General features: G+C 66.5%; 17 protein-coding genes. 12 read left to right on the forward strand and 5 right to left on the reverse strand.

What is annotated here, in order from left to right; translation table 11 throughout:
* Nucleotides 1–74: 74 nt before the first annotated feature.
* Genes CYFUS_RS35575 through CYFUS_RS35585 form a run of 3 tightly spaced genes read left to right on the forward strand, consistent with a single transcriptional unit; the run spans nt 75 to nt 3,565 of the window.
* Nucleotides 75–698, forward strand: a complete 624-nt coding sequence (locus CYFUS_RS35575; RefSeq protein ID WP_095989269.1) for a TetR/AcrR family transcriptional regulator — start codon at nt 75–77, stop codon at nt 696–698.
* 5 nt (nt 699–703) lie between these two features.
* On the forward strand, nt 704–2,332 hold the full coding sequence (locus CYFUS_RS35580) for a DHA2 family efflux MFS transporter permease subunit (protein WP_095989270.1): 1,629 nt from the start codon (nt 704–706) through the stop codon (nt 2,330–2,332).
* Between the two features lie 3 nt (nt 2,333–2,335).
* The gene (locus tag CYFUS_RS35585; RefSeq protein ID WP_095989271.1) at nt 2,336–3,565 is read left to right on the forward strand and encodes an HlyD family secretion protein; all 1,230 of its coding nucleotides are present in this window, start codon (nt 2,336–2,338) and stop codon (nt 3,563–3,565) included.
* Between the two features lie 45 nt (nt 3,566–3,610).
* On the opposite strand, the gene CYFUS_RS54400 is transcribed toward CYFUS_RS35585, so the two are convergent.
* Nucleotides 3,611–3,973, reverse strand: a complete 363-nt coding sequence (locus CYFUS_RS54400) for an MXAN_5187 C-terminal domain-containing protein (protein ID WP_332468312.1) — start codon at nt 3,971–3,973, stop codon at nt 3,611–3,613.
* Between the two features lie 204 nt (nt 3,974–4,177).
* Here CYFUS_RS54400 and CYFUS_RS35595 point away from each other — a divergent pair, with 204 nt between their 5' ends.
* The 6 genes from CYFUS_RS35595 to CYFUS_RS35620 all read left to right on the forward strand — a co-directional run bounded on the left by CYFUS_RS35595 (nt 4,178) and on the right by CYFUS_RS35620 (nt 9,530).
* A complete protein-coding gene (locus CYFUS_RS35595) occupies nt 4,178–5,050 on the forward strand; it encodes a DUF2169 family type VI secretion system accessory protein (protein WP_232536993.1) in 873 nt (290 codons plus the stop codon).
* Nucleotides 5,040–5,771 carry a beta-ketoacyl synthase N-terminal-like domain-containing protein gene (locus CYFUS_RS35600; RefSeq protein WP_232536994.1) on the forward strand — a complete coding sequence of 244 codons (732 nt, stop codon included), beginning with the start codon at nt 5,040–5,042 and terminating at the stop codon, nt 5,769–5,771. Before CYFUS_RS35595 ends, CYFUS_RS35600 begins: the two co-directional genes overlap by 11 nt.
* A gap of 343 nt (nt 5,772–6,114) precedes the next feature.
* Nucleotides 6,115–6,693: a DUF4150 domain-containing protein gene (locus CYFUS_RS35605; protein ID WP_095989274.1), complete on the forward strand. Its 579-nt coding sequence runs from the start codon at nt 6,115–6,117 to the stop codon at nt 6,691–6,693.
* A gap of 28 nt (nt 6,694–6,721) precedes the next feature.
* Nucleotides 6,722–7,258 (forward strand): hypothetical protein, encoded by a 537-nt coding sequence (locus CYFUS_RS35610; protein ID WP_157758851.1) that lies wholly within the window; start codon nt 6,722–6,724, stop codon nt 7,256–7,258.
* Between the two features lie 178 nt (nt 7,259–7,436).
* Nucleotides 7,437–8,258: a hypothetical protein gene (locus CYFUS_RS35615; protein ID WP_095989276.1), complete on the forward strand. Its 822-nt coding sequence runs from the start codon at nt 7,437–7,439 to the stop codon at nt 8,256–8,258.
* Between the two features lie 9 nt (nt 8,259–8,267).
* Nucleotides 8,268–9,530 carry a hypothetical protein gene (locus CYFUS_RS35620; RefSeq protein WP_232536995.1) on the forward strand — a complete coding sequence of 421 codons (1,263 nt, stop codon included), beginning with the start codon at nt 8,268–8,270 and terminating at the stop codon, nt 9,528–9,530.
* Nucleotides 9,531–9,718: 188 nt separating this feature from the next.
* Here the strand turns inward: CYFUS_RS35620 and CYFUS_RS35625 are convergent, their stop codons facing one another.
* Together CYFUS_RS35625 and CYFUS_RS35630 are read right to left on the reverse strand one after the other, a co-directional pair.
* Nucleotides 9,719–10,813 (reverse strand): hypothetical protein, encoded by a 1,095-nt coding sequence (locus CYFUS_RS35625; RefSeq protein WP_095992435.1) that lies wholly within the window; start codon nt 10,811–10,813, stop codon nt 9,719–9,721.
* A 470-nt stretch (nt 10,814–11,283) separates the two neighbouring features.
* A complete protein-coding gene (locus CYFUS_RS35630) occupies nt 11,284–12,141 on the reverse strand; it encodes a serine protease (protein ID WP_232536996.1) in 858 nt (285 codons plus the stop codon).
* 253 nt (nt 12,142–12,394) lie between these two features.
* Between CYFUS_RS35630 and CYFUS_RS35635 the strand changes: the two genes are divergently transcribed.
* A complete protein-coding gene (locus CYFUS_RS35635; RefSeq protein WP_332468313.1) occupies nt 12,395–12,748 on the forward strand; it encodes a CinA family protein in 354 nt (117 codons plus the stop codon).
* A gap of 48 nt (nt 12,749–12,796) precedes the next feature.
* On the opposite strand, the gene CYFUS_RS35640 is transcribed toward CYFUS_RS35635, so the two are convergent.
* Nucleotides 12,797–14,923, reverse strand: a complete 2,127-nt coding sequence (locus CYFUS_RS35640; protein ID WP_095989279.1) for an MXAN_5187 family protein — start codon at nt 14,921–14,923, stop codon at nt 12,797–12,799.
* 126 nt (nt 14,924–15,049) lie between these two features.
* Complete coding sequence (hpf, locus tag CYFUS_RS35645; protein WP_095989280.1) at nt 15,050–15,394, reverse strand: ribosome hibernation-promoting factor, HPF/YfiA family; 345 nt, start codon at nt 15,392–15,394, stop codon at nt 15,050–15,052.
* A gap of 153 nt (nt 15,395–15,547) precedes the next feature.
* On the opposite strand from hpf, the gene CYFUS_RS35650 reads away from it, so the two are divergent.
* Both CYFUS_RS35650 and CYFUS_RS35655 read left to right on the forward strand, forming a co-directional pair.
* Entirely contained in the window at nt 15,548–15,916 is a 369-nt protein-coding gene (locus CYFUS_RS35650) for a response regulator (RefSeq protein ID WP_002621492.1), read from the forward strand.
* A gap of 61 nt (nt 15,917–15,977) precedes the next feature.
* The gene (locus tag CYFUS_RS35655; RefSeq protein WP_095989281.1) at nt 15,978–16,418 is read left to right on the forward strand and encodes a DUF2007 domain-containing protein; all 441 of its coding nucleotides are present in this window, start codon (nt 15,978–15,980) and stop codon (nt 16,416–16,418) included.
* The last annotated feature ends 21 nt before the right edge of the window (nt 16,419–16,439 follow it).

Genomic DNA, 16,439 nt, shown 5'->3' on the forward strand with positions numbered 1-16,439 from the left:
GCCCGGACGCCTGGCGCCAACCCACCCCCCTCCATTGACGGCAGGCAGGCGCGGAGTTAATCAGAACTCAGAAAATGAATCGGGATTCAGCGAAGAAAGCCCCCGTGCCCCGGCTGCGGACGAGGCTGAAGGAAGCGACGACGGAGGCCATCCGCGCGGCGGCGGAGGAGGTGCTGGGCGAGCAGGGGTTCGGCGCGCGCATGGAGGACATCGCCGAGCGGGCGGGCGTGTCGGTGGGCACCCTCTACAACCACTTCGAGGATCGCACGGCGCTCCTGCGCGAGCTGTTGCGCACGCGGCGCGAGGCGCTGCTGGAGAAGCTGGACGCGGTGGTCGCCGAGGTGGAGGGCCAGCCCTTCCGCGAGCAGCTCCAGACGCTGCTCTCCCTGGTGTTCGCCCACTTCCGCGAGCACTCGCGCTTCTTCGCCCTGGCGATGCAGTCCGAGGCCCTGCGCGGCCCGATCGTTCCCGCCCAGGGCGGCACGATCGTGGAGCTGACGAAGCGGGTGGAGCTGCTCGTGCGGCGCGGGGTGGAGGCGGGTGAGGTGCGGCGCGAGGGCTCCGAGTTCCACGCCTCGCTGCTGGTGGGAATGGTGCGCGCGCTGCTCCTGCGCGCCGCCGAGACGAAGCGGAGCGACGAGCTCCAGCGAGGAGCGGACGTGCTGCTCCAGGTCTTCTTGAAGGGAATCGAGGTGTAGCCCCCATGTCTTCCGCCGTGCTGCCCGCTCCGAGCGGAGCCGTCGCCATCCAGGCGCCGCCCAACAAGTGGCTCGTCACGCTGTCGGTGACGTTCGGCACCCTCATGGGCGCCATCGACTCCTCCATCGTCAACGTGGCCATGCCCCAGCTGCGCAGTGCCGTGGGCGCCACGGTGCAGGAGATCACCTGGACCACCACGGGCTTCGCGCTCGCCACGGTGATGGTGATGCCGCTGACGGCCTTCCTCGGACGGCTCTTCGGGCAGAAGCGTGTGTACCTCGCCTGCCTCGCGCTCTTCGTGGTGGGCTCGTTCCTGTGTGGGCTCGCGTGGGACCTGCCCTCGCTCGTGCTCTTCCGGGCCGTCCAGGGTTTTGGCGCCGGAGCGCTCCAGCCCACCGAGCAGGCCATCCTCCGCCAGACGTTCCCCCCCAAGGAGCAGGGCATGGCCATGGCGCTCTTCTCCATGGCGGTGATGGTGGGGCCCGCCATCGGTCCCACGCTCGGCGGCTACATCGTCGACAACTTCCACTGGTCGTGGATCTTCTTCATCAACGTTCCGGTGGGCGTGCTCGGCTTCTTCATGGTGCTGCGCTTCGTGCGCGAGCCGGAGGATCTGCTCATCGCCAACCGCCTCGAGGGCGAGAAGCAGCGCAAGAACCTGGACTGGCAGGGCATCCTGCTGCTGTGCGTGGGGCTCGCGGCGCTGCAGTACTTCCTCGAGGAGGGGCAGAGCCACGACTGGTTCGAGTCCACGGAGATCGTCGTCTGCGCGCTCCTGGCGGGCATCTGCCTGGTGGCCTTCGTCATCCGGGAGCTCACCGCCGTGGCGCCGGTGGTCAACCTGCGCCTCTTCAAGGATCCCATCTTCACCTCGGGCACCCTGCTCAGCGCGCTGATGTTCTCCATCCTCATGGCGAGCATGTTCCTGCTGCCGCTCTTCATGCAGGAGCTGCTCGGCTTCACCGCCACCCAGTCGGGCCTCGCGCTGATGCCGCGCACGCTCTTGATGCTGGCGATCATGCCCATCATCGGGCGCATCTACACGCGCTTCCCACCGCAGGTGTTCATCGCGGTGGGGCTGGCGATCACCGGGCTCGGCGTGTACCAGATGAGCCACTTCAACCTGGACATCGGCACGCACGACATCATCGCGGCCATCCTGCTGCAGGGGCTGGGCTTCTCGATGATGCTGGTGCCCCTGTCCACCGTGGCGCTCTCGCGCGTGCCGCGCCACCGGATGCCGGACGCCACGGGCCTCAGCTCGCTCTTGCGCCAGATTGGCGGCTCCATCGGCCTGGCCGTGTTCGCCAGCCTCCTGTCGCGCTACAGCACCCAGGCCACGGCGGCGCTGTCGGTGCACCTGTCCCCCACGCGCCCCGAGGTGATGGAGCGAGTGGCCCAGTTGCGCGCCGGCATGCTCGCGCGCGGCATGGACTTCGCCAGCGCCCAGGAGGCGGCGCTGCGGATGCTCTCGGGCCTCACCGCGCGCCAGGGCATGGTGCTCGCCTTCGACAAACTCTTCCTGCTCGCGGCCCTGCTCTTCCTGCTGGTGATGCCGCTCGTGCTCTTCCTCAAGTCCAAGCCCGCGAGTTCCGGGCCCAACGAACCCGTTCATATCGACGTGGAGATCTGAAACATGGCCTCGACAGCGACCCCCCTCGTTCAACCCGAAGTACCGGCCGAAGTGATTGAAGCGTCACGCAAGAAGGGCCGCCGCGGCTTCCTCGTGTTCGGCGTCATCGTGGCCGTGCTCCTGCTCGGCATCGGCGGCTATCTGGTCGCCACGCGCGGTCAGGAGACGACGGACGCGGCGCAGGTGGAGGCGGACGTGGTGCCGCTGGCCACGCGCGTGGGAGGCCCGGTGCTGCACGTGCTCGTGGCCGACAACGCCCTCGTGCACAAGGGCGACGTCCTGGTGGAGATCGATCCGCGGGACTACACCACCCGGGTGAAGCAGGCCGAGGCGGAGCTGGAGTCGGCGCAGGCACAGGCGCAGGCCGCCGACGCCCAGTCCACCGTCGCCGAGGCGGGCGCCAAGGGAGGCTTCTCCAGCGCGCGCGCCCTCGTGTCCACCTCCAGCGCCGGGGTGAGCAGCGCCGAGGCCCAGGTGTCCGTGGCCCGCGCGGCACTCGCTCGCGCCGAGGCGGATGCACACCGCGCCGAGCTGGATCTGGAGCGCACGAAGCAACTGATGGAGGCCAAGGCCGTCTCCCAGAAGACCTACGATGACGCGGTGGCGACCCACGAGGCCGCGCAGGCCGCCCTGCTGGGCGCCAAGGCGCAGCTCGCCGCGGCCGAGGAAGGCCGGCACGTCGCCCAGAGCCGGGTGGCCGAGGCCCAGGGGCAGTTGGATCAGAGCGCGCCCATCGACGCGAAGATCGCCGCGGCCCGCGCCAACGCGCAGCTCGCCCATGCCCGGGTGAAGGCGGCCGAGGCCCAGCTGGAGCAGGCCCGGCTGCAACTGGAGTACACGCACATCACCGCGCCCGCGGATGGCCAGGTGTCCAAGCTGTCCGTGCACGAGGGCCAGTTGCTGTCGACCGGCCAGACACTGGGGGAGTTCGTCCCGCCGGCGACGTACGTGGTGGCCAACTTCAAGGAGACGCAGGTGGGGCACATGCACCCGGGCCAGCGGGTGACGGTGAAGGTGGACGCCTTCGAGGGCGAGAGCATCGAGGGCCGCGTGGAGAGCCTGTCGAGTGGGACGGGAGCGCGCTTCTCGCTGCTGCCCCCGGACAACGCCTCGGGCAACTTCGTGAAGGTGGTGCAGCGCGTCCCGGTGCGCATCGCCTGGGTGAATCCCCCGCGGGAGCTGGCACTGCGCGCCGGCCTCTCCGCCGAGGTCACCGTCCACACCTCGCCGTGAGTCCTCCGACCTCGCGCGGCGCCCGCTCGCGCCGCGCGGCCGGTGTCAGTCCTTGACGGGCGTGGCCTTGAGGGCCGCCCTGCCCTCCTTCACGCACACCTGGAAGCGCACCGTCTTGCACGCGTACTTCTGCACGAGCTGCTCGCGGTTCTTGCGCAGCTTGGCGACGAACTTGTCGTACGTCAGCCCGTCCTGGGGCTCGCCGCACTGATCGCGCGTCTGCACGAACTCGCGGAAGACCTCCTGGCGGTGGCCCAGATCGCCAGCGCACCCAGGGACGCCGCTGTGGACGACCGTGCGAGCGGCTGCAGGAGATAATGCTCCTGGAAGATGATCGAGCGCGGAAGAGCGCCCAGTAACGCGTCGATGACCCAGGTCGGAAGCCCCTGCGGAAGCTCGCTTCGCCATGCGCGGTCCCCAACTACCCTATACTCGGGCAAAGTGCCTGAAGCACCAGGGAGTTCTTGATGGACCTGTTCAACTCGACCCCCTTCGTTGTGGAACGGTTCGTTCATCTGGATTACACGGGACGAGAGTCGCTCACGGTAGTCATCAAGGCCACCTTCACCTTCGAGGGCAGGCCAGGTCATCCTCGCGGACGAGCAGAGTCCATTGAGTCTGGCGGACGAGTACCATGGCAAGCCCGAGCATTCGAGCGTGCTCCGCGCCCTGGACCTGGCCCCCTTCAAGCCAGCAACAGACATTCTCTTGAGTGGTTTCGCATACGCTCAGGGACGCGCGAAGAAGGATGTCCTGGTCGCCCTTCGTCTGGGGGGGCTCACCAAGGGCGTGCAGGTCGTGGGGGAGCGGGTATGGGACAGAACGTTCGGAATGGCCACCATCTCATCTCCGCGCGCTTTCGAGCGTATGGAATTGACATACGAGCGGGCATTCGGCGGTACGGACCTGAGTCACCCGGAGCATCCTGAGCGGTGCGAGGAGAACCCAATTGGAAGAGGCTTTCGCGCCGCGCGTTCCAAACTCCCGCTGGAGGGCATGCCCCTCCCGAATCTCGAAGACCCTCTTGCGCCCATCGGCTCGCCGAGCGACCGCCCTACGCCTCGGGCCTTCGGTCCTCTTGCCCCCCACTGGCATCCGCGTGCACTCCATGCAGGTACCTATGACAAGGCGTGGGAGCGGGAAACCATGCCCTTGTTGCCGGCGGACTTCGACGAGCGCTTCTTCCAGGTCGCACCGCCCGATCAAATCCTCCCCTCCTATGTCCAGGGAGGGGAACCCGTGAAGGTGGTGGGCGCAACACCCGAGGGCGTGTTGGAGTTCTCCCTGCCACGGGTGAGGCTGGAAGTTGTGGTGAAGGTGGGCCCCGCGCGAGAGACCCCGCTGTGTCCCTGTGACACCGTTAGCATCGAGTGCGAGCAGAAGCGGCTCGTCCTCGTCTGGCGAGCGAGGTTCGATGTCCACGGCCGCATTCCCTCCGTGCAGTGGATCAAGGTTCAGCACGCAGGAGGTCCTCATGCGAGGTGAGGCCATCGTGGTGACGGGCATCGGGATGCGGACGGCAGTGGGCCAGCACGCCCAACAGTCCTGTGCATCGGTACGAGCAGGCCTCAATCGATTCATGATCTGGCCCCACTTTGGCGTGGATGGCGGCGGCCTCACCGCCTCCTGGACGAGACCGGACCTCGGGGAGCGCGCTTGGTCCGAGAAGCTGGTCGAACTGCTCCCACAGCCCCTAACCGAGGCCCTTTGGAGCGCGCGGCTCTTCGACCTGCCCATCAACCTCCCACACTCCAGGAGCGAGGCTCGCGTCCAGATGTTCCTGGGCACTCCGCCTCTGGACCGTCCCGGCCCTTCTCCAGAAGAACTTCAGGAGTTCACTGAAACGCTCAAGGAAGACCTCTTCCAGGAGGGGGCCGTCCGCCTGGAGTTCATCCACATGGAACATGCCTCCGGGCTCGTGGGGGTGGCCAGGGCCTGCGAGGTGCTCCAGCAAGGTTCCGCTGACATCTGTTTCGTAGGAGCCGCGGACTCACTGCTGGACAGCGTGCTGCTGCAGTCCCTGCTTGAGGCCGGACGGCTCAAGGTGCCTGGCGTCAGCTCCGGAATCATCCCTGGTGAGGCTGCGGCCTTCCTGGTCCTGGAGCGAGAATCGATGGCGCGGCGGCGCGGTGTCTCCGCTCGATTGCGCATCGATGCCGTGGGGGGCTGGAGAGAGACGATCCCTGGACACCACAAAGCCCCGTGAGAGGGCGAGGACTCACCCGGGCGATCCAGACAGTCCTGGAGGCCGTGGGCAGACCGGAAGAGTTCGGCCAAGTGGTCTGCGATCTCAATGGTGAGCGCTGGCGATTCCTGGAGTGGGCGCTCATCGAGACGCGGTGTCTGGGGAAACTGCCGCGAGGCTGGCGGCTGTGGCACCCCGCAGACTGCCTCGGGGACGTAGGGACCGCATTCGGCCCCGTAGCCATCGGCCTGGCAGCCCATACCGTCCAACGCGGCTACACCCCCAGACCCAGGATCCTGATAGCCTCTGCTTCGGAGAGCGGCGAACGGGCCGCGCTGGCCGTCTCGCGCATGGGGGAACACTGATGCCGACCACCGTCATCGTCAACAACCTTTCCGCCGTGCACAAGGACAGCGGCGGGGTGTCCATGGCCTTCCCCGACGTTTGCAAGACCCCCACCCCGGCAGGGCCCGTGCCCATGCCCTACCCCAACGTGGCCCAGTCCGCAGACACGGCCAACGGAAGCCGGACCGTCACCGGAGATGGCAATCCGCTCATGCTCAAGTCCTCCCACTTCGCGACGAGCACGGGGGACGAGGCTGGAAGCGCCATGGGAGTGGCGTCCAACAAGATCAAGGGCAAGGCCTACCCGAAGATGTACTCCTTCGATGTCAAGGTCGAGGGGCAGAACGTCTTCCGCTTCACGGACATCATGCTCCAGAACGGTGGCTCGCCCACCAATACACCCCCCGCAGCCGAGATGCAGAATACTACGGTCGCGGTCGGTTCTGGTGCGGAGACACTCAAGGATCCGGAAGAGCCGGAGGTGGTGAAGATGGCCTGGGCCCGCCAGGAGGCGTGCTGCGGTGATGAGGCGGCACTCAACGTCGGCACCAGGAACTTCCCGGACGACTCGGTGCTCTCGTTGGGAAGTTTGCTATGAGATTCAGCTGAAGACAGGAGAGTTGACGGTGACCCGGCTCGTCGACTTCGACCTGCAGCCTGGAGCCACCGCAAACAAGCGCTTGAAGAAACTCTGGAAGAAGGAGATCGAGAACATCTGGGATCGGAAGTTCCGGCTCCACCGAAGCAAATGCAAGCGAGGCAATGATTGTAATTGTTCAAGCAAGAATGGCTGTTGCTCCTTCAACATCCGCATTCGCTGCGGGTGGGGCCAGGGGCATGGAAAGAAGGTCCTGCTCTACGCGGGCGCCAACGATCCATCGAAATGGGGAGTGAAGGGCAAGTGGTGGTTTTCCCACGATTGGTGGGAGCAACTCAAGGGTGTCCCGGTGACGGTTCGAGCCCACGAGTTCGGTCACCTCATTGGCATGTATGACGAGTATCCCGCTGGAGCCTGCGATCCTTCACGAAAATACGCGAACATTCCCCTCAGCATCATGTCTTCGGGGAAGACCGTCTATCATCAGCACATGAAAGACTTCCATGCATGGTTCGAGAAGAAGGTCAAAGGCATCATCGGCGCGACCCGGCTGCTCCGAATCTGAGTCGGCCAGGTGGCGTGGAGATCCGCTCGTCCGCTGCGTATTGGGGTTGCTGCTGCTGGGAAGTCCCACGAAGGCAGAACCTGCTCGCAGCACAACTCCCGCCCGGCCCATTGCCCATCGAAAGCCCACTCGAAATATAACATCCCCTGCCCCTCCATCCCGTGGAGAGAAGACCTCAATGCGACAACATCCGCTGATGTTCTCCCTGGACTTGCCGTCTGGCTCACTGACAGCCGCATTCCCTGCTCGCGGAAAGGGCTCACTGGACCTCACGAACAACTTCCTGAGCAAGCAGGAGATCGGCTACTACGAGGCTGAATTGCCCCCGGGCTCCTACGAACGACTGCGAAAGCTGTACGAGTCGATTGATTTCAGCGATCTGCCTGAAGTGCTGGAGGTGCCTCCCGACACGAAGACCCTGTCGGTTGGGGAAATGGTGAGCGAGAGTGATTTCGATCTGAAGAACTATCGGCTGGACGGCGTGCCCCCGAAGGTGGAGCCCCTGCTGGACGAGATGCGTAAGGCGACAGAGTACCTGCGCATGAGCCCGCTCCGGGCCCTCCGGGGAGAAGGCGCCGCGACTCAGAGCGACTTTCCAATCGAGAAGCCCGTCTCCTTCCAGGTGACATTGCAGAACGTGGGCACCGAACGGATCGAGACGGATAGTCCCTTCGTGACCCGGGGAGTCAACGGTGAAACAAACCTCCGACTCATCGTCACCCGGGACAAGCCCCCTGAACAACTCCGTGAGTCCGAGACGCTGTGGTTGGAACTCGGTGCCGATAATGTTCACCCTCCAGAAGGAGAGAAGTCTCCGGCAGAGCGGCGTGTCAGCCTGAAACCGGGAGAGACACTGCGCTTCGTGGTACGCAAAAAGTTGCTCAGCACTCCCGGCCGCTATCGCGCCGTGCTGACCTACTTCACCAACCGTGGCAACCGTGGGTTGGAGGTCATGGAGGGCTTCCTGAGCATGGACCTGGGAACATTCGAGGTGAAGTGAGGAGGCGCCATGCTGGCCAGCGGTGGAGAGTGGATGCGCGCTCTCCTCGAAGTGCACTGTGAGGAGTTGGAGTGGTTGTGGGGGCAAAGGTTGAGCGCCTGGCGCTCGGCCGAGTATGACACCCAGGCGCTGGCGCAACTGGATGAGCGCATCGCCGCGCATACGGATGCGCTGGTGCTCGCTGGGGAGGAGGCGCTGCCGCTGGTACGCGAGTGCTTCGAGAAGGCAGAAGCGGTTCCAGCCGCGCTGGCGGCCGCATACGTGATGCTCAAGCAGGAAGACGGGAGCGGCCCGCTGCATGCGCTCGAGGCGTTCCTGGACATGGAGGGCGTTGCGTTCGAGGGATTTCAACTCGCCCTGCGCTATGCGCCGCCGATGCGTTACGAGGAGGCATTGAGGCGGCTTGCGGCAGGTGAATCGGAGCTGCACGCAGCCGCCGCCCTGTCGGCGCTGGCCTTTCACGGGAAGCTCGGACCAAACGAGCGTCTCCTCGAACTGGTGCGGTCCGGACATCCACAGGTTCGGTGTGTGGGGTGGGAGACCGTGGTGTTTCTGGAATCAGCAGGGACTGGCAAGCACGGGCAGGGAGTCCTCCTTCGAAAGCTGTCCGGAGAACTCCAGGTGGCGATGCAGGAGCCAGCACCGTCGGTGCGCCACGCGGCCATGCACGCAGCCGCGTGGACACGCCAGCCCGGGTTATTGAAGGAGCTGCGGCGCGCTGCCGTGGAGTCCTCGAAAGACAGGCAGGTCTTGTGGCTCCTGGCGGTGTTGGGCGATGCCTCCGACCTGCCACTCTTCCAGTCCGTAGGAAACGATCGGAGTCTGGGAACCGAACGGTTCGCGCTCCTGGGAGCTTTTGGCCACCCAGCACTGATGGAGTTCCTGTTGAGAACCATGGAGACCGGAGGGGCGAGTGCGGCGGCCAGGGCGGCTCTGGCATTCCGACGCATGACTGGAATCAATGTGGATACGCCCCAGCGTGTGGAGATCCCCGAAGGAGGCGAGGAGACCGGGGCCGACGAAGATTCGCTCCCAGAGGAAGTCCGTATCCCGGATGCGGAGCTGGCACGCTCTCGATGGGAGTTGCTCCGTAAGGCACTGCCTGAAGCCACCCGCCTCTGCCACGGAGTGGACATGATGAAAACCAGCACTCCGGAATGGAAGCAGGGGCTCTCCTTGGATGTCCGGTGGGAGCTGGCCCTGCGCAGTCGTTTCGATGCAGGCCAGGGTGAAGGGCCCGTCGACCTGGAGCGCTTCCCTCAGGTGGGTTGAAACGCGCCCGGCACCCAATCAAGGTGGTGCAGCGCGTCCCGGTGCGCATCGCCTGGGTGAATCCCCCGCGGGAGTTGGAGCTTGCGCGCCGGCCTCTCCGCCGAGGTCACCGTCCACACCTCGCCGTGAACCCCACGGCCGCGCGCGGCGCCCGCTCGTGCCGCGCGACCGAAGCCGCGAACGCTCGCTCAGTCTCGCTTGATGGGGATGACCCGCGGGCCGTTGGGGTTCTGAACGATGAGTGGCCTGGCGAGATCGCCATAGACCTCACCGAAGTCCCGGCGATGTTTCAAGTAGACATCATTGTAGCTGTGCGCCGCGAGGAAGCTCTTCTCCGAGAAGGTGACGATCTCCGCCTTGTTTCCGTGGATATCCGTGCCAGGGTTGTTATAGAAGCTCGTACTGCCTTCCACGCCGAACCAGTTGGAGATCGGGTCCCCGCTGTTGATGTAGTGCACGTATTTGGGGCCATCCGGGTAACGGCCCGAAGCCGCACCGAACGTCTCCACCCGGATCCTGCCCATCAGCTCGAACTTGTTTTCCTTCTTGAGCTGCTCGGCGACCTCGCCGAGCGCGCGGCTGGTGATGAGGCCGCCCTGGCTGTGTGCCATCAAATGCACATTTCTGCCCGCCCTCAGTTCACCGAGGACGATATCCCTCATCGAGTCCACGGCCGGGTTCTTGCCCGTGTTGAGCTTGTCGCCCAGGCTCTGCGTCAGGTCCCCGACGAAGCCGTCGGTGGCGTTGTGGATGCCAACGACCCTGGAGCCCGTCGCATTGGCGGTGGCCTGAAGGGCCGCTTTCTGCTCGCTCAGGTTCGTATTGATGCCATTGACCTGGATGATGAGTTCTTCGTTCTTGAGGCGCTTCGGCTGGAAGGGGCTGAGCTCCCCCGGCTTGATGGAGCTCAGGTCCTTCTTCCCCTGGAGATCGTCCATCTTGATGGCCTTGTCGACGCCAACGAGGGCACCGTCGAACTCCGAGTCATCGGAGCGCTTGTAGAGGTTGACGTTTTCAACGCCAAACGTCTCGGCCAGATCCTGGATGACCTCGGGATCGTTGAGGTCGAGCGAGAAGAGATCCACCAACTGCATCGAACTCGGGTTCGGCCCAGTCCAATCATTGGAGGGACGGTTGGGTTCGAAGACATCATTGATGGATGGACCCTTGACTCCGGAGTCCTTCCTCGCTGGGAGGGCGGCAATCGTCGCGGGAGGCTTCTGTTCGGAGGCGGTGGGGATGGGGGAGGCCACTACCGGCGGCTTGCGGCTGACGCTGATCATGATCGGACTCTCGATCTCGAACACGGAAAGGATGGAACTCGTGTTGCGAGCGGGGTGCTGGTACGGAGAAGTCCTATGCAGATCTCACGCCAGGGATTGTCAGGCGATCGCCGCTCCTGGAATCAAGAGGTTGGCGCACCGGGAGGGACGCATGGCTGGTGACTGGAGTTTCACATTGATGACCGCGGTCACCAGGGCGGATGCGATGAGACGTGAACTGTCTGCCTTTCGGGGCCGCTGACCGACGAGAAAACCAAACAACAACAAATTCCAAATACAGGAAGATGAGAGAGTCACGTGCCCGTGACCCCGCTTACTCCCGGAATACCGCTTTCTTCAATCTCGCGACAACAACCTCCAAGAAGTCGTTTCGAGGTGGAGGAGTGGCTTCAACCCGGTCCTCACCGGGCTTCACGGCGGAGGCGCGGCTCCCTCGGGAGGGACGGCTCCGCCGTGAAGGCAACGGACGACTACGGGAGGGTCGCGGTCAGCGGGCCACCGTCGTTGATCTTCGAGGCAATCCAGCTCTCGAACGACGCCACGCGGGCGTACATGCCCGGGTAGTGCGAGTCGGCGCAGCCCTCGCCCCAGCTCACGACGCCCACCAGCACGCGCGTGCCGTTCTTGAGCACCGTGAGCGGACCGCCGCTGTCACCCTGGCACGAGTCCTTGCCGGGGGAGGCCGCGGCGAGCTGATCCGAGCCGATGGTATCCCCCGCGTAGGCGGACTGGGCCGAGCTGTTGCTCAGGAGGCTCACGTCCACCGTCTGCAGCGTGTCGGGAAACGCGTTGCCACTGCCAGTGAGCGCGCCCCAACCGGTGACGCGCGCCACCACGCCCGCGTTGGTGATGCCCGCGGCCTCGTCGGCCGCCGTGGCGAGGGGGATGGCCTTCACGTTCGCCCCACTCAGGTCCAGCGGCGCGGACAGGCGAAGCAGCGCCACGTCCTTGCCTTGGTTCACATCCACGTAGCCCGGGTAGACGATGACCTCGGCGACCGAGCGAATCTGTCCGGAGGAGCTCATCCCATTGAGCGTGGTGATGCCCGCCGCCACCCATTCCGGCTTGATGATGGTGCCATTCTCGTTCACGCAGTGCTGCGCGGTCAGGATCCAGTTCTCGTTGAGTACCGAGCCGCCGCAGAAGTGCGAGCCCGGGCTGTCCTGCAAGGACACCTGCCAGGGACTGGCGGCGATCGTCGCGTCGGTGCCGCCGACGATCTCCTGATCGGAGGCAAGCACCGTCTCCTGCTCACGAGTCTGCTCGACAGCCTCGGGACCACAGCCAGCCAGCAGGGAGATCGTGCTGGCGATTGCCCAACGACGCATGATGAATGCTGAAACCATGAGAACCTCGGTGATGGGGGCAAGGTGTTGCGATTGAACCGTGAAGTGAGTCGATACCGTCAAGCTGAGCGAGAGCCTCCCGGGAGAGCAGCCTTCCACCTCCTGGTCCGAGGACATCGAGTACGCTGGACGAAGTCACGGTTTGGAATTGGACTTCGAAACGGAGCTGGGCGCCTTTTCATTCCAAAGCAATGACAGGGAATGCACTCCTCTCGTTGCAATGAATTTCAGTCAAATGGTCTGCACGGTCCGGCTGGGTTCGTGCGGCGAGTCCAAGGTGGAGCAGCTCGGCGTGCCGCTGGAGTTGCTCCAGGCACATGGCTCGGTGGGCGAGGAGGCGGTGGAGGCCCTGGCCCACGCGGCACTGACGCATTCGCGCGCGGACCGGGCGGTGGCGGAGACAGGCATCGCGGGGCCGACGGGAGGCACGCCACGAAAGCCGATGGGGCTGGCCTTCCTCGCGGTGATGCGCCGGGGCGGGAGGGCCACCGTGGAGCATCACGTCTTCAAGGGAGACCGGAGCGCGGTGCGCCGAGCCATCGCGGACCGCGCGCGGGTGCTGCTCGAGCGGCTGGCCTCGGAATCATGAACCAGACTCCGGCCCCGCGCGGCGCCCGCTCGCGCCGCGCGGCCGGCGTCAGTCCTTGACGGGCGTGGCCTTGAGGGCGGCCTTGCCCTCCTTCACGTACACCTGGAAGCGCACCGTCTTGCACGCGTACTTCTGCACGAGCTGCTCGCGGTTCTTGCGCAGCTTGGCGACGAACTTGTCGTACGTCAGCCCGTCCTGGGGCTCGCCGCACTGATCGCGCGTCTGCACGAACTCGCGGAAGACCTCCTGGAAGTGCTGCTCCTCGGACAGGGCCACCGCACCGGCGCCCGTGCTCGCCCCCGTGGCGGCTCCCGCGCCCGTACCGAACGGAGACGTGGTGACGCCGGCCTGCTGCGACTGGGGCGCGTTCATCGGCGAGGCCACGCCGGGGTGGATGCCCAGCGCGGAGGGAGGCACATTGACCTCGCCCGTCATCGGCCGGGCCGAGCGCGCGAGGAGCTCACGCGGGATGGCCGCCACGCGCGTCGGCTCGGGCGAGCCGCCGTCGTCATCGAAGCCACCATTCTGGCGCGCCTGCGCGGTGGCCGCGGCGAAGGGGTCCGCCGCCTGTTGCAGCGAGTAGGCCGCCGTCGGGTGATCCTCGAAGGCGAAGGCGGCGCCCCGCCGGGGAGCGGCCGCGGGCACGCTCGCGGCGGAATCCGTGGGGGCGAAGGGCAGCGAGGCCCCACTCGACGAGGCGAACGGATCCTTGCCGGGCACCGTGGGCGTGCCGAACGGATCCTTGCCGGGCACCGTGGGCGTGCCGAACGGGTCTCCGCCTCGCGGCACGTCCGGGGTGGCGAAGGGGTAGAGATCCCCGGCGGGCGCGGAAGCCCGGGCGAAGGCCGGCTCGGCGGCAACGGGCGGCGCCTCGAAGGGATTGGCCTCCGGAGCGGAGGGCGCATCCGAGAACGGCATCGCCGCCGGGGCGTCGAAGGGCGTCTCGGGAGAAGCGACCGCGGCGGCGGGCCGCGCGGGAGCGGGCGACCCGGGGAACGGGAAGTCCTCCGGTCCCGCCGTGGGCGGCTCGGGAGCGGGCGTGAGGAACACCGGACCGGCGAGGGGCGCGGACGAGGCCAGCGCGGGGCCCGCCGCCGGAGCACCCGCTGGCGCCTCCTGCTGCTTGCCGCCCTTCTTCTGCTTCTTCGGCTCGGCGGTCGCGGCCGCCGGATGGCCCGCGCCCATCAACAACGTCCACACGAGCGAGAAGCCCAGCAGGCCCAGCAGCGCGAAGAGGGCGTCGTGCTGGTAGTTGGCCAGCGCGGTCATGAAGGGCCGCACGCTGGTGACGGCCACGGCTTCCAGCCCTCCACCGAGCGACTGGCGCGAGCCCACGGCGAGCGGGGCATCGCCCCCCAGGGTGTCCGAGGGATTCGTGAGCAGGGGCAGGCGCACGCGTGGCACCTGGGTCAACAGGCTGCGCACGCTGCCGCGCTCGACCACCTGGCCGGACTTGCCCACGCTCACGTTCTCGAGCGCCTTCGTCACGAGTTCCTTCTCGGAGCCCGCGCTCTCCAGCACCTGGTCGCCCTGGACCACCGCGAGCACGGCGACGCCGGAGTTCACTGCCGCGGACTCGAGGAAGGCCTTGTGCAGCACCGGGGCGCCCAGCACCAGGGTCGCCGCCACCTGGGCGTGGCCGCCGTCGGGGCTCCACAGCACGGGCACGGAGAAGAAGACGTGGGGAGCGCCGAACGCGTCCGCCACCCCGCCCTCGCTGCCCGCCTTCTGCTGGGAGCGCGGGTCGAACTGCTCATCGGCGCTCGCCTCGCCCGCGCCCCGCGCGTACAGCGCGCCCTCGGCGGTGACGAGGCCGAGCACGAGCGAGTCCTTGAGCGGCTCGGGCACGTGCTCGCCCAGGGCGGCGCGCAGCGCGCCGAAGCGCTCGCCCACGGGCGGCTCCACGATGCGGATGCCCTTGCCCCGGGGCAGGGCCTCCACGTGGGGCTGCACGGCGGCGACGACCTCGGGATTACCAGCCAGCGAGAGGGCCAGGGCCTGCACGGAGGAACGGCGCGCCTCCAGGGCGCGGGCCAGCTCCGAGATGGCGGCAGTGGCCGGTGACGCGGCCCCCTTCACGGCCTCGGCGCTGAGCGGGCCCGACACCAGGGGCAGATGCGCCACTCCCAGTCCGAGGACCAGGAGCGCGAAAACGAAGAACTTGAAGCGGACCATCACCGACCTTTACGCCCTCGGGGTGGAGGCCCGGTTATAGCGCCCGCCCCTCGGGACCAGCAAGGTTCGGTCCCCAACGCTTGGGAGCCCGGACACCAGACGAGGAGTCCGGGCTCCAGCGCGCTGCTAGAAGCGCACGTCCTGGGGCAGGCCCTCGCTGTTGACCTCCCGGCGCTTCTCCACGGTGCGCTTGATGGTGTTCTCCAGCCTGTCGCGCACCGAGTCGATGGCCTGGAACATGGTCTCGGCCGTCTCGGTCACGTGGATGCTGGAGAAGCCCGCCATGCGCACGGTCACCCGGCACTCCTGGTCCACGCCCCCCTTGGTGCCATTGATGTCCACGAGGGAAATATCCACCTCGCTCGCCTCATCGTCGATGAACTTCGCGATGGGGTCCACCAGATGCCGCGTCGCATAATCCCGAAGCGAGTCCGTGAGCTGCAGATGGACTCCTCGCATCAACACCTTCATGGTGTCACCTCCCCTTGGTCTCCCCAGGGTGGGCAGTCCCGGCGCATTCGGTGAGCGGGGGGAGGCGCGAGCGAGCCCGCCCGGCCGCTCTCCAAGCGCGGGAGCAAGGCTCCATGGGGATGTTTTCGTGTCGTCATTAGGTTGAGCGTTCGAATGGGTGAGCGAATCGGAGAGCGGATCAAGGTCCTGCTGGTCGAGGACGACGGTGACAGCCGCGAGCTCCTCGCGGAGCTGCTCGAGCTGGACTTCGACGTCATCACCGCCGCGGACGGGGTGGCGGGGCTGCGCGCGTTCGTGGACGATCATCCGGACGTGGTGGTCACGGACGAGTCGTTGCCGGGCATGTGTGGAACGGCGCTCGCCCAGGAGGTCAAGAGCCGGCAACCCAAGGCGGGAGTGGTGCTCGTGTCCGGGTATTCGAACGTGGACTCTGGCTACTGCGACGTGGTGCTGCGCAAGCCGATTGATGTCGAGCGTTTGTCAGCCGTCGTGGGAAGCCTGGGGGAAGCAGCCAGGCACTGAGGCGCGGCGTGCTAAAATCGTGCTCGGTTGCCAGGGTGTAGGTCCTGCGGAGGGAGGCACGATGAAATACTGCATGCAGTGCGGTTCCGAGTACCAGGAGGGCGTGACGGAGTGTGCGGACTGTCCTGGAAGTACCCTGGTGGACGCGGAAGCCATGCGCCAGCGCCACATCCCGCTGCCCGGTGAGGGAGAAACCCGGAAGTTCGTCCGGGCGGCCACGGCGGAGGATCCCTTCACCGCCGAGGACTATGTACGGCTCTTGGAGATCCAGCGCATTCCGGTGTTCATCCGGCCGCGCCGCTCGGGCACCGTGGACGTGCTCACCACGGGGGCGCTGGAGCCCTGGTGGGAGATCATGGTGGGCGAGGAGTACCTCGAGCGCGCCGTGCAGCTCATCGCCCAGGAGAAGCGGCAGTTGGAGGAGACCTCGGCCGAGGCCGCCCTCGCCGCCGAGGAAGAGGAGCGCGAGACGGAAGGCTCGCTCCCCCCCGGCACCTTGTGAACCGGGCCCGACCCCTCGGAG

This window comes from Cystobacter fuscus (genome assembly GCF_002305875.1).
In the GTDB taxonomy this organism is placed as follows: domain Bacteria; phylum Myxococcota; class Myxococcia; order Myxococcales; family Myxococcaceae; genus Cystobacter; species Cystobacter fuscus_A.

Coding starts and splice junctions, on each gene's coding strand:
- CYFUS_RS35575 (WP_095989269.1), top strand. CDS start 75: ATGAATCGGGATTCAGCGAAGAAAGCCCCCGTGCCCCGGCTGCGGACG.
- CYFUS_RS35580 (WP_095989270.1), top strand. CDS start 704: ATGTCTTCCGCCGTGCTGCCCGCTCCGAGCGGAGCCGTCGCCATCCAG.
- CYFUS_RS35585 (WP_095989271.1), top strand. CDS start 2,336: ATGGCCTCGACAGCGACCCCCCTCGTTCAACCCGAAGTACCGGCCGAA.
- CYFUS_RS54400 (WP_332468312.1), bottom strand. CDS start 3,973: ATGGCGAAGCGAGCTTCCGCAGGGGCTTCCGACCTGGGTCATCGACGC.
- CYFUS_RS35600 (WP_232536994.1), top strand. CDS start 5,040: ATGCGAGGTGAGGCCATCGTGGTGACGGGCATCGGGATGCGGACGGCA.
- CYFUS_RS35605 (WP_095989274.1), top strand. CDS start 6,115: ATGCCGACCACCGTCATCGTCAACAACCTTTCCGCCGTGCACAAGGAC.
- CYFUS_RS35615 (WP_095989276.1), top strand. CDS start 7,437: ATGCGACAACATCCGCTGATGTTCTCCCTGGACTTGCCGTCTGGCTCA.
- CYFUS_RS35620 (WP_232536995.1), top strand. CDS start 8,268: ATGCTGGCCAGCGGTGGAGAGTGGATGCGCGCTCTCCTCGAAGTGCAC.
- CYFUS_RS35625 (WP_095992435.1), bottom strand. CDS start 10,813: ATGATCAGCGTCAGCCGCAAGCCGCCGGTAGTGGCCTCCCCCATCCCC.
- CYFUS_RS35630 (WP_232536996.1), bottom strand. CDS start 12,141: ATGCGTCGTTGGGCAATCGCCAGCACGATCTCCCTGCTGGCTGGCTGT.
- CYFUS_RS35635 (WP_332468313.1), top strand. CDS start 12,395: ATGGTCTGCACGGTCCGGCTGGGTTCGTGCGGCGAGTCCAAGGTGGAG.
- CYFUS_RS35640 (WP_095989279.1), bottom strand. CDS start 14,923: ATGGTCCGCTTCAAGTTCTTCGTTTTCGCGCTCCTGGTCCTCGGACTG.
- hpf (WP_095989280.1), bottom strand. CDS start 15,394: ATGAAGGTGTTGATGCGAGGAGTCCATCTGCAGCTCACGGACTCGCTT.
- CYFUS_RS35650 (WP_002621492.1), top strand. CDS start 15,548: ATGGGTGAGCGAATCGGAGAGCGGATCAAGGTCCTGCTGGTCGAGGAC.
- CYFUS_RS35655 (WP_095989281.1), top strand. CDS start 15,978: ATGAAATACTGCATGCAGTGCGGTTCCGAGTACCAGGAGGGCGTGACG.